At 70.8% G+C, this 15,115-nt stretch carries 17 protein-coding genes; 12 read left to right on the top strand and 5 right to left on the bottom strand.

From position 1 onward, the window contains the following. From AB0M52_RS17315 to AB0M52_RS17345, 7 genes are all read left to right on the top strand, one after another. Positions 1 to 430, top strand: a 430-nt coding sequence (locus AB0M52_RS17315; protein ID WP_363954322.1) for a PP2C family protein-serine/threonine phosphatase, incomplete at its 5' end; no start/stop codon positions are given. After that, positions 427 to 2,205, top strand: a complete 1,779-nt coding sequence (locus AB0M52_RS17320; RefSeq protein ID WP_363954324.1) for an ATP-binding protein — start codon at positions 427 to 429, stop codon at positions 2,203 to 2,205. The genes AB0M52_RS17315 and AB0M52_RS17320, both read left to right, overlap by 4 nt. After that, complete coding sequence (locus tag AB0M52_RS17325; RefSeq protein WP_363954326.1) at positions 2,202 to 2,654, top strand: response regulator; 453 nt, start codon at positions 2,202 to 2,204, stop codon at positions 2,652 to 2,654. Before AB0M52_RS17320 ends, AB0M52_RS17325 begins: the two co-directional genes overlap by 4 nt. Beyond that, positions 2,647 to 3,453, top strand: coding sequence for an inositol monophosphatase family protein (locus AB0M52_RS17330; RefSeq protein ID WP_363954328.1), 807 nt, complete (start codon positions 2,647 to 2,649; stop codon positions 3,451 to 3,453). The genes AB0M52_RS17325 and AB0M52_RS17330 overlap by 8 nt, the downstream gene beginning before the upstream one ends. A 251-nt stretch (positions 3,454 to 3,704) precedes the next feature. Then, positions 3,705 to 4,709, top strand: a complete 1,005-nt coding sequence (locus tag AB0M52_RS17335) for a hypothetical protein (protein ID WP_363954354.1) — start codon at positions 3,705 to 3,707, stop codon at positions 4,707 to 4,709. Between the two features lie 36 nt (positions 4,710 to 4,745). Continuing rightward, positions 4,746 to 6,299, top strand: a complete 1,554-nt coding sequence (locus tag AB0M52_RS17340; protein ID WP_363954330.1) for a fused MFS/spermidine synthase — start codon at positions 4,746 to 4,748, stop codon at positions 6,297 to 6,299. A gap of 71 nt (positions 6,300 to 6,370) precedes the next feature. Beyond that, entirely contained in the window at positions 6,371 to 8,002 is a 1,632-nt protein-coding gene (locus AB0M52_RS17345; RefSeq protein ID WP_363954332.1) for a serine/threonine-protein kinase, read from the top strand. A gap of 24 nt (positions 8,003 to 8,026) precedes the next feature. Here AB0M52_RS17345 and AB0M52_RS17350 read toward each other — a convergent pair whose 3' ends face one another. Together AB0M52_RS17350 and AB0M52_RS17355 are read right to left on the bottom strand one after the other, a co-directional pair. Further along, the gene (locus AB0M52_RS17350) at positions 8,027 to 8,698 is read right to left on the bottom strand and encodes a TrkA family potassium uptake protein (RefSeq protein ID WP_363954334.1); all 672 of its coding nucleotides are present in this window, start codon (positions 8,696 to 8,698) and stop codon (positions 8,027 to 8,029) included. Beyond that, positions 8,688 to 10,022, bottom strand: a complete 1,335-nt coding sequence (locus tag AB0M52_RS17355) for a potassium transporter TrkG (protein ID WP_363954336.1) — start codon at positions 10,020 to 10,022, stop codon at positions 8,688 to 8,690. Before AB0M52_RS17355 ends, AB0M52_RS17350 begins: the two co-directional genes overlap by 11 nt. A 141-nt stretch (positions 10,023 to 10,163) precedes the next feature. Here AB0M52_RS17355 and AB0M52_RS17360 point away from each other — a divergent pair, with 141 nt between their 5' ends. Continuing rightward, a complete protein-coding gene (locus AB0M52_RS17360) occupies positions 10,164 to 11,288 on the top strand; it encodes a glycerophosphodiester phosphodiesterase (protein ID WP_363954338.1) in 1,125 nt (374 codons plus the stop codon). 80 nt (positions 11,289 to 11,368) lie between these two features. Here AB0M52_RS17360 and AB0M52_RS17365 read toward each other — a convergent pair whose 3' ends face one another. From AB0M52_RS17365 to AB0M52_RS17375, 3 genes are all read right to left on the bottom strand, one after another. After that, complete coding sequence (locus AB0M52_RS17365; RefSeq protein WP_363954340.1) at positions 11,369 to 11,701, bottom strand: helix-turn-helix transcriptional regulator; 333 nt, start codon at positions 11,699 to 11,701, stop codon at positions 11,369 to 11,371. Next, positions 11,698 to 12,066, bottom strand: a complete 369-nt coding sequence (locus AB0M52_RS17370; protein WP_363954342.1) for a type II toxin-antitoxin system RelE/ParE family toxin — start codon at positions 12,064 to 12,066, stop codon at positions 11,698 to 11,700. The genes AB0M52_RS17365 and AB0M52_RS17370 overlap by 4 nt, the downstream gene beginning before the upstream one ends. A gap of 102 nt (positions 12,067 to 12,168) precedes the next feature. Then, positions 12,169 to 12,399, bottom strand: a complete 231-nt coding sequence (locus AB0M52_RS17375; RefSeq protein WP_363954344.1) for a winged helix-turn-helix domain-containing protein — start codon at positions 12,397 to 12,399, stop codon at positions 12,169 to 12,171. Between the two features lie 480 nt (positions 12,400 to 12,879). Here AB0M52_RS17375 and AB0M52_RS17380 point away from each other — a divergent pair, with 480 nt between their 5' ends. From AB0M52_RS17380 to AB0M52_RS17395, 4 genes are all read left to right on the top strand, one after another. Further along, positions 12,880 to 13,086 carry a DivIVA domain-containing protein gene (locus tag AB0M52_RS17380; protein WP_363954346.1) on the top strand — a complete coding sequence of 69 codons (207 nt, stop codon included), beginning with the start codon at positions 12,880 to 12,882 and terminating at the stop codon, positions 13,084 to 13,086. Next, entirely contained in the window at positions 13,083 to 13,334 is a 252-nt protein-coding gene (locus AB0M52_RS17385) for a hypothetical protein (protein WP_363954348.1), read from the top strand. Before AB0M52_RS17380 ends, AB0M52_RS17385 begins: the two co-directional genes overlap by 4 nt. Before the next feature lie 213 nt (positions 13,335 to 13,547). Next, on the top strand, positions 13,548 to 14,753 hold the full coding sequence (locus AB0M52_RS17390; protein WP_363954350.1) for a substrate-binding domain-containing protein: 1,206 nt from the start codon (positions 13,548 to 13,550) through the stop codon (positions 14,751 to 14,753). A gap of 7 nt (positions 14,754 to 14,760) precedes the next feature. Continuing rightward, on the top strand, positions 14,761 to 15,115 hold a 355-nt coding region (locus AB0M52_RS17395; protein ID WP_363954352.1), incomplete at its 3' end, for an ATP-binding cassette domain-containing protein.

Here is a 15,115-nt window from a genome sequence, read left to right on the forward strand (position 1 = left end):
GCTTCAGGAGATCTTCGCGACCGTCGCGACGGTCCGGCTGGATCTCGGCGCCAACCGGGCGACCGTGCGGTTGGCCGGTCACCCGCCGCCGGTGCTGCTCGCCGGGGGCCGGGTCGCGCCGGTGCCGGCGCCGGGGGGCCTGCTGCTGGGCGTACGCCCGCGCCGGCCGGTCGCCTTCGACCTGGAATTCGACACCGATGACTGGTCTCTGCTGATGTACACCGACGGCCTGATCGAGGGCCGGGTGGGCGAGGGCGACGAGCGCCTCGACGTACCCGGCCTGACCAGTCTGCTCGCCGAGCCGGCCAGCCGGTCGGTTCCGCTGCCCGAACTGCCGGCCTGGCTGGTCGGGCGGGCCGAGCAGCTCAACGGCGGCCCGTTCGCCGACGACGTGGCGATGCTGCTGGTCACCCGGGGTGGCGGCCGATGAATCTCCGGGCCGGTCAGTGGACCCTGCGGCGCCGGGTGCTGGTGCTGCTCGCCGTGGTCGGCGTGATGCTGCTCAGCGTCGCGGTGGCCGAGGCATTCGTCGCCACGAAGAACCGCGAGCACACCGACGTGCTGCTGGTGCAGGTCGGGCCGCTGCGGGTGCAGGGCCAGGAGATGCTCAACGCGCTGCTCGACCAGGAGACCGGGGTCCGGGGGTACGCGGTGACCGCGGATCCCGAAGACCTCGCCCCGTACGAGCAGGGCCTGGCGCGGGAGCGGGCGACTGCGGAGCTGATCCGGGAGTTGTCCGGCAACTACCCGGGCATCGAGGCAGACCTGCTGGTGGTCGAGCGGCAGGCGGACGAGTGGCGGCGTACGGTCGCCCAGCCGGTGATCGACACGACCAACACCAGTGGCACCGCCGCGGCTCAGGCGCTCCTCAACGATGCCAGCCGGCAGCGCTTCGAGGGGCTGCGTGACGCGGTCGCCGCGCTCCAGGACGAGATCTTCGCCGCCCGGGAGGCCACCGCCCGGGACGTGGAGCGGACCGGCAACCTCCTGGTCGTACTGCTCATCGTCGCCGCCCTGGTGGTCGCGGTGGCCGGCATCGCGCTGGTGCTGTCGCTGGACCGGATGGTGCTGCGCCCGCTGACCAGCCTGGCCGGGCAGGTTCGGGAGGTCGCCACGGGTGACTACCGCCACCGCATCGCCAGCAGCGGGCCGCCGGAGTTCCGGCAGCTCGGCGAGGACGTGGAGGCGATGCGCCAGAAGATCGCGGCGGACCTGTCCGAGGTGCGTGAGGCGCGGGAGCGGATCGAGTGGGTCAACACGCAGTTGCAGAAGCAGGCCGAGGAGCTGACCCGGTCCAACCGTGACCTGGAGCAGTTCGCCTACGTCGCCTCGCACGACCTGCAGGAGCCGCTGCGCAAGGTGGCCAGCTTCTGCCAGCTGCTCCAGCGGCGGTACGCGGGCCGGCTCGACGAGCGGGCCGACCAGTACATCGCGTTCGCGGTGGACGGCGCGCAACGGATGCAGCGGCTGATCAACGACCTGCTGGCCTTCTCCCGGATCGGCCGGCTCACCGCCGGCTTCACCGACGTCGACCTGAACCGCCTGATGGAGGACGTCGCCGCGCAGACCGAACCGGCCCGGCAGTACGCCGACGCCGAGCTGACCTGGGGCGAGCTGCCGGTGATCCGTGGCGAGGAGCCGCTGCTGACCAACCTGCTGGTCAACCTGGTCAGCAACTCGGTCAAGTTCCGCCGGCCCGACGTGCCGCCGAAGGTGCATGTCTCGGCCCGGCTGGTCGGCGAGGAGTGGGAGATCACCTGCCAGGACAACGGCATCGGAATCGAGCCGGAGTTCGCGGACAAGATCTTCGTGATCTTCCAGCGGTTGCACGCGAAGGACGCGTACCCGGGGACCGGGATCGGGCTGGCGATCGTCAAGAAGATCGTGGAGTACCACGGCGGCCGGGTCTGGGTGGACACCGACGTGCCTGAGGGCACGGCGATCCGGTTCACGCTGCCCGCCCTGCCCGCCGACATCGAGGCCGCGCGCAGCACCGCCGGGGCGGGCGGGCCGGCCACCGGCACCGAGGGGGGCGGCGCGGACGAGGACGTGGCGAGCGGCGGAGCGGGCGACGGTTCGCCAGCCGGTGCCGAGACCGGAGCCGACGCAGCACCAGCTACCAGCGAAGGTACGGTCGGCGAGGCGGACGGCAGTGGCACGCCGGGCAGTGGTGGAGCAGGTGGCATGAAGGAGGCGGTGGGATGACCGCGCCGGCAGACGGCAGCAGCCCGATCGAGGTGCTGCTGGTCGAGGACGACCCGGGCGACGTGCTGATGACCCGGGAGGCGTTCGAGGAGCACAAGCTTCGCAACCGGCTGAACGTCGTCTCCGACGGTGCCGAGGCGCTGGCCTACCTGCGCCGCGAGGGCGAGTACGCGGACGTGGTGCTGCCCGACCTGATCCTGCTCGACCTGAACCTGCCCCGCCGGGACGGCCGGGAGGTGCTGGAGGAGATCAAGAAGGACGAGCAGCTCTGCCGGATCCCGGTGGTGGTGCTGACCACTTCGCAGGCCGACGAGGACATCCTGCGCAGCTACCAGCTGCACGCCAACGCGTACGTGACCAAGCCGGTGGACTTCGAGCGGTTCATCGAGGTGGTCCGGCAGATCGACGAGTTCTTCGTCAGCGTGGTGAAGCTGCCGCCGCGTGGCTGACACCCTGCTGGACGACGTCGCCGGGCTGTTGCGGGAGACCGCCGACCAGGTCGTCCTGCCGCTGTTCCGTCACCTCGGCGCCGCCGATGTGACCGAGAAGGCCCCGGGTGAGCTGGTCACCGTCGCCGATCGCCGGGCCGAGGAGGTGATCACCGCCGGGTTGCGCCGGCTGCGGCCGGGCTCAATCGTGGTCGGCGAGGAGGCGGTGGCGGACGACCCAGATCTGCTGCGGCAGGTGCGCTCCGCAGGCGACGTGTGGCTCGTCGACCCGATCGACGGCACCGCCAACTTCGCGGCGGGTCGGTGCCCGTTCGCGCTGATGGTCTCCCTGATCACCGATGGTGAGCCGGTGGCCGCCTGGGTGCTCGACCCGCTGGCCGAGACACTGGCCACCGCGTACCGCGGTGCGGGGACGTACCTGGACGGGCGTCCGCTGCGGCTGCCCGCCGCGGCACCGGCCGGCGCGCTGCGGGGCGCCGCGATGACCAAGTTCCTCCCGGCGTCCACGCGGCGCGCGGTCGAGGCGGGCGGCGCGCGGATCGGCGAGCTGCTGCCGGGCCAGCACTGCGCCGGCCGCGAGTATCTCGACCTTCTCACCGGTCGGCAGCAGTTCGTGCTCTTCTGGCGCACCCTGCCGTGGGACCACGGCCCGGGCACGTTGCTGGTGCGGGCCGCGGGTGGGGTGGCCCGCCGGTTCGACGGTACGGACTACGACCCGACCGGCACCGACCACGGCCTCCTGGTCGCCGTCAACGATCAGGTGTGGACCGAGGTCCATGCCGCCCTCCTCCCGACCTGACCCCAACAACCCCAACAACCCCAACCCGGCTGGATGGTGGCGAGGTGGGTGCGGGGGGTTAGCAGCTGGTTGCGGTGGGTCGATTATCGATGGGCGCGGGGGTCGGGGGCCTGGTCGGCGGGGCTGGTTCCGGTATCGTGACCGGCGGTCTTCGCCAGCAGGCCGCCGACCGGCGCCGGCGGGGGCCGCCGCCGCGCAGTGACTCACCGGGGGCCGGCGGCCGACGAAAGGATGCTTTCGTGCGCAGGTCCATGCCCATCCGGCGGCGTGCTCATCGGCCGCTGATCGCCCTGCTCGCCGCCGTAGCGCTGCTGCTCGGCGTCGGTGCCGTGCCGGCGTACGCCGAGCCGAACGAGGGGGGCAGCAAGAAGCTGCGGGACGCCCTGGAGGCGACCGCCAAGGCGCACATCGAGGCCAAGCGCAAGCTCGACGGCTCCAAGCGCAAGCAGAAGAAGATGGCGACCGAGCTGGCCGACCTGGAGGGTCGGCTGGTCGAGCTGAACGCCCTGGTCGGCGAGGTGGCGGCGCAGTCGTACCGGGTCGGCCGGCTGAGCGCGGCGGCCGTACTGCTGGACAGCGCCACCCCGGAGGCGTTCGTGCAGCGGGCCGCCAGCCTCGACATGATGGCCCAGCGGGACGGGCGCCGGGTGCGCGAGCTGTCCGAGGCGCGCGAGGCGGCCCGGCAGGCCAAGCTCGCGATCAACGCCGAGGTACGCGAGCAGACCAAGCAGCTCGCCGTGATGGCGAAGAAGAAGAAGGAGGCCGAGGCGGCCCTGGCGGCGGTCAGCTCGGGCAGCAGCGGCGGCTTCAGCGGCGGCAGCTCCACCTCGGCGAGGCCGGCACCACGTAACTCCGACGGCTCCTGGCCGGGCGAGTCGTGCTCGGTCAACGACCCGACCACCTCCGGCTGCATCACCGCACGCACGTTGCACATGCTCAATCAGACCAAGGCCGCCGGTTACAAGCGATACGTCTCCTGCTACCGCAGCGGCGGCTCGGGCGAGCATCCCAAGGGCCGGGCCTGCGACTTCGCGGCCGCCACGAACGGGTTCGAGGACCGGACAGCCACCGGCGGCGACAAGGCGTACGGGGACAACCTGGCCGCCTGGCACGTCCGCAACGCGGACCGGCTCGGTGTGCTCTACGTGATCTGGTACCGACAGATCTGGCACCCGGGTACCGGCTGGCGGGCGTACGGCGGCAGCGGCAGTCCGGCAGCGGATCACACGAACCACGTTCACACTTCGATGTACTGACCCGTCGCCCGTCGACTGCTGCGTACCATCGCCACGATGAACTCTCCATCGCCTGACGTGGCGGTGCCCCCCGCGCCGTCCCCACCGGAGACGCCCCGGGCACTGCCCAACGGGCTCGCCGCGTTTCTGGTCTTCTACTCCAGCGGTGCCGTCCTGGTCCTGGAGACCGCCGCGTTGCGCCTGGTCGGGCCGTACGTGGGGGTCACCCTCCAGGTGACCAGCTCGGTCATCGGCATCGCGCTGGCCGCCATCGCGTACGGGGCGTGGGCGGGCGGCTGGCTGGCCGACCGGCGCAACCCGCGTACCCTGCTGGCGCCCGCGCTGGTGCTGTCCGGCATCGCCACCGCGATCACCCTGCCCGCGGTGCGCTACGCCGGTGAGGTACTGCGCGGCGGTGCGGTCAGCGGCGTCCTGCTGCTGGTCGCGGTCGCCGTGTTCGTCCCGGCGATGCTGCTCTCGGCAGTCAGCCCGCTGGTGATCAAGCTCCAGCTCGCCGACCTGCGCCGGACCGGCCAGGTGGTCGGCCGGCTGTCCGGCATCGGCACGCTGGGCGCCGTCACGGCCACCCTGGTCACCGGCTTCGTGCTGGTCGCCGCCCTGCCCAGCACGGTCATCCTGTTCGGGCTGGCCGCCTCGCTCGGCATCACCGGGATCGCCCTCGGCGTGTATCTGCACCGGCAGGACAAGTCCACCCTTCCCGGCCCGGCCCGGGTCAAGGCGGCCCTGGCGGTGCTCGGTCTGGCCGGCGCCGGACTGACCATGGTCGCGCCGAATCCGTGCGACGTGGAGACGGCGTACCACTGCGCCCGGGTCGCGACCGACCCTGGACGGGAGAGCGGGCGGACGTTGCTGCTCAACTCGGCCCAGCACTCGTACGTGGACCTGGCCGATCCGACTCACCTGGAGTACGCGTACACCCGGTGGATCGGGGCGGTGGCCGACGTGGTGGCTTCCGAGGGCCAGCGGCTGGACGCGCTGCACCTGGGCGGCGGCGGGTTCACCGTGCCGCGCTACCTGACCGCCACCCGGCCCGGCACCGACAACCTGGTCTTCGAGATCGACGGTGGGCTGGTCGAGTTGGGGGAGCGGCAGCTCGGCGTACGCCAGGGGCCGGACCTGCGGGCCGTGGTGGGCGACGCCCGGCTGCTGGTGGCCGCCGAGGCGACCGACAGCCGGGACTTCGTGGTGGGCGACGCGTTCGGGCATTTGGTGGTGCCCTGGCACCTGGCCACCCGGGAGATGGCCGCCGAGATCCGGCGGGTCACCCGCCCCACCGGGGTGTACGTGCAGAACGTCATCGACTACCCGCCGCTGCGGTTCATCCGCAGTGAGGTGGCCACCGTCGCCGCCGAGTTCCGGCACGTCGCGTTGATCGCGCCGCCGGAGGCGCTGGCCGGTGAGCGGGGGGCGAACTTCCTCATCGTGGCCTCTGACGCGCCGCTGCCGCTGGCGGCGGTGCGGGCCCGGTTGGACGCCGGCAACGAGCCGGCCAGCCTGCTCTCCGGCGGTGATCTGACGGACTTCGTCGGCGACGCGCTGGTGCTGACCGACGACTACGCCCCGGTGGACCAGCTGCTCGCCACCGCCTGATCGGGTGACATCGCTGACCGAATCCGCCCAGAAAGGTGTAGGGGGGTTCGCGTCGGGCAACAACGCCGACCATGGGTGGTGGGACAGGCAAGGGCGCGCAGCTGCTCGGTGAGCGGTACCGACTGATCGAGCAGCTGGGCACGGGCGGGATGTCGGTGGTCTGGCGCGGCTACGACGAGGTGCTCGGCCGCCAGGTCGCGGTCAAGGTGCTCGCCTCCCGGCTGGCCAGCGACCGGGCGTTCCGGCACCGGATCCGGATCGAGGCCCAGGCCGCCGCCCGGCTCTGCCACCCCAACATCACCAACGTGTACGACTACGGCGAGTCCGAGCAGGCCGGGTTGACCGTGCCGTACGTGGTGATGGAGCTGATCGACGGCGGCCCGCTGACCACGCGGCTCGCCCACGACCGCGGCCTGCCCTGGCGGGAGGCGGTGACGGTGGCCGCGGAGGTCGCCTCCGCGTTGGCCACCGCGCACGCCCGTGGCGTGGTGCACCGCGACGTCACACCCGGCAACGTGATGCTCACCTCGACCGGGGTGAAGATGGTCGACTTCGGCATTTCCGCATTGGTCGGGGAGAGCGAGAAGGGGCCGGACGAAGCGCTGCTCGGCACCCCGGCCTACCTCGCCCCGGAGCGGCTCGACAACGGCCAGGTCAGCCCGGCCACCGACGTGTACGCGGTCGGGCTGCTGCTGTACCGGATGCTCACCGGGCGGCTGCCCTGGCGGGCCGACACCACCACGGAGATGCTGCGGGCGCACATGTACCGCCAGCCCGAGCCGATGCCACCGGTGCCGGGACTGCCCGAGAAGGTCGCCGACCTGGTCCACCGCTGCCTGGCGAAACGGCCGGCGGACCGGCCGGCCACCGCCGAGCTGGCTCGGACCCTCGGCGAGGCGGCCGGGAGGGCGCCGGCGGTGCCGGTGTGCGCCGTCGACGGGCGAACCGGCCCGATGCTGCTGGCCAGCGCCGGCACCACGATCCTGCCCTGGTCGACCGCGACCGACGCGCTGCCGCTCGTGGGCCTGCGTACCCGCCGCAGGCTGGACCGCCGGCGCCGGGCCGAGGCGGGGGTGGCCGCCGCCGCGCTGATGGCCGTGACGGCGGCGGTCTGGGGCGTCACCTCGCACAGCCCGGCCAGTGGGGGCATCGACCAGCCGGCCCAGGCCCGGATGGGCGGCGAGCAGCGGATCCCCTGCCAGGTCACCTACGCGCTACGCAAGGACTCCGGCAAGGACTTCACCGCCGAGTTGAGCCTGACCAACACCGGTGACCGGGAGCTGCGCGACTGGACGATGCGATTCGCCTTCCCCAGCCAGCAGACGGTCACCGGCGCGACCCCGGCGCCGGTACGCCAGCAGGGGCGCGCGGTCGCCGTGCAGCCGGCCCCGCATCGGCCGACGCTGGCGCCGGGCGCCACCGAGAAGGTGAGCCTGACCGGGACGTACACCGGGGCGAATCCGCTGCCGGTGGAGTTCCGGGTCGGCGACGCGGTCTGCGGGGTGCAGGTCTCCGGCATCGCCGGCACCGCCCCGAGCGCCAAACCGGCGCCCACCAAGCCGGTGAAGGTTGCGGCCGGCAAGGCCGGCTCCGGGGGCACCGGTGGAACCAAGGCCAAGCCGGGGAAGGGGAAGGACGTCAAGCCGGGCAAGGACAAGCCGAAGGCGGCCACCCCCGGGAAGGGACCGAAGAAGGGAGCGTAGGCCCGCCCGCCGACCGGGCAGCGGTCAGGAGAGGGCGGAGAAGGTCTGGATCTGGTCGATGGTCCCCTCGACGACGAGCGTGCTCTCCTGCCGAAGTTCCAACCCGTCGGAGACGTAGCGGAACCGCTTCTCGTCCGGTGACTTGATCCCGATCACCCGTACGCCGTAGCGATCCCAGAGCTGCTTTTCGCCCAGCGTCTGACCGGCCAGCGCCGCCGGCACCCGCAGTTTGGCGATGGCGAAGGCGTCGCCGAACTCCACGAAGTCGAGCAGGTTGCTGACGATCAGGTGGGCCACCCGTTCGCCCGTCTCCGCCTCGGGGAAGATCACGTGGTGGGCGCCGACCGAGGACAGGATCTTGGCGTGCTGCCCGGAGGTCGCCCGGGCCCAGATCTGCGGCACACCGAGTTCGGCCAGCGCGAGTACGGTCAGCACGCTGCCCTCCACCGAGGCGCCGATGGCGACCACCGCGCGGCGGAGATCCGCCACACCCAGCTGTCGTAGCGCGTCCTCGTCGGTGCCGTCGGCCTGCGCGACCCGGTCAAGCTGGCTCGACCATTTCTGCACCTGCTCGGCGCTGCGGTCGACAGCCAGCACGTCGTGGCCGAGCTTGACGAGAGAGTCGGTGAGGTGCCAGCCGAAGCGCCCCAGCCCGATCACCACGATGCCGTCCCGTTCCTTGCCCCTAGCCGACAATTGGTTGCTCCTCCGGGTATCGATACAGCCGTCGTCGGGTGTTCAGGGCGATCGCGGATCCCAGGGTGAGCGGCCCGACGCGGCCGATGTACATCAGTGCGACCAGCAGCAACTGCCCGTTCGCGGGCAGCGCCGGCGCGAGCCCGACGGAGAGTCCGGCGGTGCTGAACGCCGAGGTGACCTCGAACACCGCCCGGTAGAAGGCGACCTGTTCGGTGATCAGGATCAGCAGGAACGTGCCGAGGACCACCACGGCGACGCTGAGCAGGGAGACGGTGACCGCCTGTCGTTGACTGGACGTGGACACCCGGCGCTGCCCGACCGTGACGTCCGGCTCGCCGCGCAGTTCGGCCCAGATGACGAAGGCGAGCAGGAAGAACGTGGTCACCTTGATCCCGCCGGTGGTGCTGGCGCTGCCGCCGCCGATGAACATCAGGGCGATCAGCAGGGGGTAGCTCTCCTCCCGCAGCGCGCTGGTCGGGATGACCTCGAAACCGGCGGACCGGCCGAGGGCCAGCTGACTGAACGCGTCCAGGATCTTGCCGGGGACGCCGTGCTGGCCGATGCTCTGCGGGTTGGTCCATTCGGCGATCAGCAGGATCAGGGACCCGGCGACGAGCAGGACGAGAGTGCCCCAGATGGTCAACTTGGTGGCTACTCCCCAGTGGATCGGCCGGCGCCACCCGCGCGCCGCCTCGAACAGCGCCGGGAAGCCGAGTCCGCCGACGATGGCGCCGAAGGTGAGCGGCAGGAGGATCCACGGGTCGCGGGAGAAGTCCAGCAGGCCGTGTGAGTAGAGGGAGAAGCCTCCGCTGTTGAACGCCTGCACCGAATGGAAGACGGCTGACCAGAGCGCGTGCCACGGCGGGTAGTCGTAGGTGACCCACAGTCGGATGGTGATGACGACCGTCATCGCCGCCTCGAAGGCCAGCACCGTCGCGGCGATGTGCAGCAGCAGGCGACGTACGTCGCCGGGGCCGTACTCCGCGGACTCGGCCTGCACGAGCAGCCGGTTGCGCAGGCCGAGTTGCCGCGACACGGTCAGGATCACCAGCGCGGCGCCGGTCAGGATGCCGAGGCCGCCGAGTTGGGTGAGGATGGTGATCAGCGCCAGGCCGAACCCGGACCAGTAGTGCGGCGTGTCGGTGACCGCCATGCCGGTGACCGATACCGCCGAGGTGGCGGTGAACAACGCCGTGACGAACGGGGCGTTCTCCTCCTCGATCGTGGCCAGGGGCAGCATCAGCGCGCCGGTGCCGAGCAGGATCGCCACCAGGAAGCCGAGCGGCACCAGCCGTACGGGGTGACGAAAAAACCGGCGCACCAGACAATCTTCCGATTCCCCTCGATTCTCGGGTGCCGAAATCGGAATCCCGAGGATTCACCGGATGGCCAGGTGCGGACCAACTTTCGGTCAGAACGGAGCGGTCTGCTGAGCGGGTTCCATCGATGAGAGGAGACCGCGTTGCGACGTACCCTTTCCGCCCTCGGCGTGTCGGTGGCCCTGCTCGCCGCCGCCGTGGTCACGCCTACCGTGGCCGCTTCGGCGAAGCCGGCCGGCGACGCGGACCCGGCCCGGGTGGGCGACCAGCCAGTCGTGATCGGCCACCGGGGCGCCAGCGGCTACCGGCCGGAGCACACCCTGGAGGCGTACCGGTTGGCGATCCGGATGGGCGCCGACTACATCGAGCCGGACCTGGTCGCGACCGCCGACGGCGTGCTGGTAGCTCGGCACGAGAACGAGATCAGCGGTACGACCGATGTGGCCGCTCGGCCCGAGTTCGCCGACCGCAAGGCGACCAAGACCATCGACGGCGTGTCGGTTACCGGTTGGTTCACCGAGGACTTCACCCTGGCCGAGTTGCGGACGCTGCGCGCCAAGGAGCGGCTGCCGCAGGTACGCGTGGCGAACATCGCCTTCGACGGCCAGTTCCAGGTGCCCACCTTCCAGGAGGTGATCGACCTGGCCGCGGCCGAGGGGAAGGCCCGGGGCCGGGTGATCGGCGTGTACCCGGAGACCAAGCACCCGACCTACTTCGCCTCGATCGGGCTACCGCTGGAGGAGCCGCTGGTCGAGGTGCTGCGCCGGAACAAGATGACGAAGCGGAACGCGCCGGTCATCATCCAGTCCTTCGAGACGGCGAACCTGCGCCGGTTGGATCGGATGATCGACGTCAAGCTGGTCCAGCTGCTCGACGCCGCCGGCCGCCCGTACGACTTCACCGTCTCCGGCGACACCCGCACCTACCGTGACCTGGCCACCCCCGCCGGCCTCAAGTGGATCGCCCGGTACGCCGACGGGATCGGTGCGAACAAGAACCTGATTGTGCCGCGCGACCCGGCCGGCAAGCTGCTCGCCCCGACCACACTGGTCCGCGACGCGCACCAGGAGAAGCTGATCGTGCACGCCTGGACCTTCCGGGCGGAGAACCAGTTCCTGCCGGTGGACTTCCGCATCGGCACCGACCCGAACGACCGTGGCGACATCCAGGCCGAATACGAACTGTTCTACCGCCTGGGCCTCGACGGCGTCTTCACCGACCACCCCGACACCGCAGTGGCCGCCCGCGCCGGCCTACCCCGCCGCTGAATCGACCGTCTGTTCGTCGCGCGCCAGCCCGCCACCCTGTTGCAGGGGTGGCGGGCCGCTTTCCATGATCGTTCAGGTGGTCAGGCCACATTGAGGTGGATGTTGCCGATTCTCGCGACGACATCGAGGTGGCCGCCCAGCCCCACCACATAGGCCCGCAGAGTCTCAAGGTTGGTGACCGTACCGTTTTCGATCTGACTGATCCTGGCCTGCGACAGTCCGGCGGCCTCGGCGAGCTGGCTCTGCGTCATGCCGAGCTGCTTCCGGATCTCGGCCAGTTGGGCGCCACTGACCGCGGCGAGCATTCGTTCCCGCAGCTCACTTCGCTGGGCGACCCGTTCGGCGCTGTCCCATTCGGGGTCGATCGCACGGGCCTTGGCCTTGACGTCCCGCCAGCTGGTCGATTCGCTCACCGCTCTCCCTCCTTCAGCTGAGTCAGGTGTTCCGTGAAGCGGGCGTCGGCAAGGGGAACCGCCTGGCGGTACCAAGCCTGCCATTGTCCAGATTTGTCGCCGGCAACGAGGAACACCGCCTCCCGGGCCGGATCGAAGGCAAAGATCATCCGAATCTCCGTCGATCCGGCTGATCCCGGCCGCAGCTCCTTCATGTGGTGGTACGTGCTGCCCTTTAGGCGGTCCACCAAAGGTCGCCCCAGTGCGGGGCCGTGTTCCATCAGCAGGTCGATGGCCTCGGTCACGAGGTCTGCGCTGGTCGGGTCGTCGCGACACAGTCCGAGGAACCACGCCTCGACATCGCTATGCAGCCGAACCTCCCACACCCTGCCACTATAAGCCCCACTTATGTCGATCGCGCCGAACTTCGGGGCGCAACCCGGGCGATTGAGGCGCACGTCCCGCGCGAGACCGTGAGGAGCGAGGTGTCAGTCAGTTCCCCGGTCGGCGACGTAGGTGCCCCGGCCTGGTTGGCCGATGATCAGCTCGCGGTCGTGCAGGAGTGACAGGGCGCGCGAGGCGGTGTTCATGTGGACCTGGTACGCCTCGGCCAGTTCCCGAGTTGAAGGAAGTTTGTCGCCTGGCTTGAACTCACCGCTCTTGATCTTCGCGGCGATGTCGTTGGCGATGCGGCGGTATGGGGCTTCTGCTGTGGGCATGTGAGGACTCCGGTTGGTTCGGCATCTCCGATCATGCCGGCCCTACACCAGTAACTGCAACAAGTTGCCGTGTCGTCGCTTTGCGGGGTCGACCTACACAAACATTTGGGGTAACTTTCCTCGTCCGGCTCCGGTTGGTTCGGCAAGCCTCGGGAGTCGGACTCAAAAGTGGGCTCCGGGGTCGTACCGCCGATGAGGGCTGCGGTCGCGGGGCCGGCGGCCCGGTCGGCGCCCCCTTTCCGTCGACCGGGCCGCTTCCAGGCGGCTTGGTCGCTTGGGCTCCGCGCCCCTGGGTGGGTGGCCGCTGGGCGAAAGGTGGCGGGGTCGCCGCCGCACGGTGAGCGGGCGACGGCGGTCGCGACGACGAGGTGATGAGGAGGACCCGTGCGTAACGTGCTCAACCTGTTTCGGCCGGGCAGAACCAGGCGCGAGCGCCGCGCAGCGGACGGTGGGTGGTACAGGTCGGAGTCGTGCCTGCCGTTGACCGCCAGACAGATCCGGGACCGGCAGTTCCGGTCGGTGCGGCGCGGGCTGGATCCGGAGGAGGTGCACGCCTTCCTGCACCGGGTCGCCGCGGAGTTGGCTTCCGCGCGGCGGGACCAGGCCCACGTCGCCGAGGAGAACGTCCGGATCAAGCGGGCGCTGCGGAGTTGGCAGGCCCGGTTCGCGCCGGGGGTGCGGCGGTGAGTCGCGAGCGATTCGTGGTGCACCTGCCGGTAGGCGCCACCGACCTGGCCGCCGCGCGGCGGTTCGCCCGGACGGTCACCCGGGCGCTGAGCTTCTTCCCCGACATCGAGCCGGCCGGTACGACAGTGTCCGAAGAGGATGCCCAGCTCGTACGCCACTGGGTGTTCTGCGATCGTCCGCTCGACGGCGGCGGCAGGTGCTCGCGCGTGGCCGACCACGACGGACCCTGCCAGCTGCCAAGGGCGTGAAGTGGCGGGGGGCGACACACGGTCGTCCGCAGTCGTGGGACCGTGGGCCATCGCCGTGTCGGGCCGTCACTGCCTGGTCATCACCCTTGTAACCCAGGGCCACCCCACCCCGGTTACTTGTGTGTTTCCGCCACATAGCTCGTGGGTGACGTCACTTCTAGCGTGAGCCGACACATAAGGTTTCCTCCCTCTGAATCCTCACGTGGAGTCGCAATGACGGTCCGGACGACACGGCGGGTGTTCCTGTCCGCCGCCACGATGATGGCCGCGGCGATCGCCGCCACGGCCTGTGGCAGCCCGCAGGACACCGCCAACGGCGGCGGCGACAGTGCCGCGCCGGTGAAGGTTGGTCTGGTCTACTCCCAGTCGGGAGCGCTGGCCAGTTATGGAAAGCAGTACATCGAGGGGTTCAAGGCCGGCCTGGACTTCGCCACCAACGGCAGCAACAAGGTGGGCGACCGGGCGATCGAGATCACCGAGGTCGACGACGCCGGTGACCCGGCGAAGGCGGTCTCCGCGGCCAAGGACCTGATCGGCAAGGGCCACAAGATCATCGCCGGCTCGACGGCGTCCGGCGTGGCGCTCCAGGTGGCCCCGATCGCGGCCCAGAACCAGGTGCTGTTCATCTCCGGGCCGGCCGCCACCGACGCGGTGACCGGCGCGAACAAGTACACGTTCCGCTCCGGCCGGCAGTCCTACCAGGACGTGGTGACCGCCAAGTCGTTCATCGGCGACCCGGCCGGCAAGAAGGTCGTGGTCTTCGCCCAGGACGGGGCGTTCGGCGACGCCAACGAGGCGGCCGTCAAGGCCGTCATCGGTGGTGCCGGCGCGACCGTCAGCGCCGTCCGGGCCCCGGCCAGCGCGACCGAGTTCACCCCGTTCGCCAGCCAGATCAAGGCCGCCAAGCCGGACCTGCTCTTCGTCGCCTGGGCCGGCACCACCGCCCCGGCGATGTGGCAGACGCTGGACCAGCAGGGCGTACTCAGCTCCACCACGGTCGTCACCGGCCTGGACATCCGCGCCTCCTGGCCCACCTTCGGCGCGGCCGGCAGCAAGATTTCGTTCCTCTCGCACTACTTCGACGGGGCGAGCGACACCGAGGCGGCCAAGGCCGCGAAGGCGAAGATCCCCGGCGGCACGCTCGACCTTTTCCACCCGGACGGCTTCGCCGCCGCGCAGATGGTGGTCCGGGCCGTGCAGGAGGGCGGCGACGACGTCAACAAGATGATCACGGCGCTGGAGGGCTGGAGCTTCGAGGGCGTGAAGGGCACCATGACCATCCGCGCCGAGGACCACGCCCTGCTCCAGCCGATGTACCAGGCGAGCCTGACCGGCAGCGGCGACACCTTCACCGCCGCCGCCCAGAAGGCGCTCACCGCTGACGGGACCGCCCCGCCGGTCCAGGCGATGAAGGGCTGACGATCCGATGCTCGCCACCCGCGGTCTGACCTGGCGGATCGGTGAGGTCGCCATCGTCGACTCCGTCCACCTCGATCTGGCGCCCGGGGAGTTCCTCGGCGTGATCGGGCCGAACGGTGCCGGCAAGACCTCGCTGTTCAACCTGATCACCGGCCTGCGCCGGGCCACCGAAGGTCTGGTCACCCTGGACGGGCGGGACATCTCCGCCCTCCCGCCGCACCGGCGGGCCCGCCTCGGGCTGGGTCGTACCTTCCAGGCGTCCTCGGTCTTCGGCTCGCTGAGCGTGCAGGAGAACGTCCGGCTCGCCGTGCAGGCGTACCGCGGGGGTTCGATGAAGCTGTGGCGGCGGGCGGCGGCCGACC

The organism is Micromonospora sp. NPDC051296 (genome assembly GCF_040682255.1).
GTDB classification, from domain to species: domain Bacteria; phylum Actinomycetota; class Actinomycetes; order Mycobacteriales; family Micromonosporaceae; genus Micromonospora; species Micromonospora craterilacus.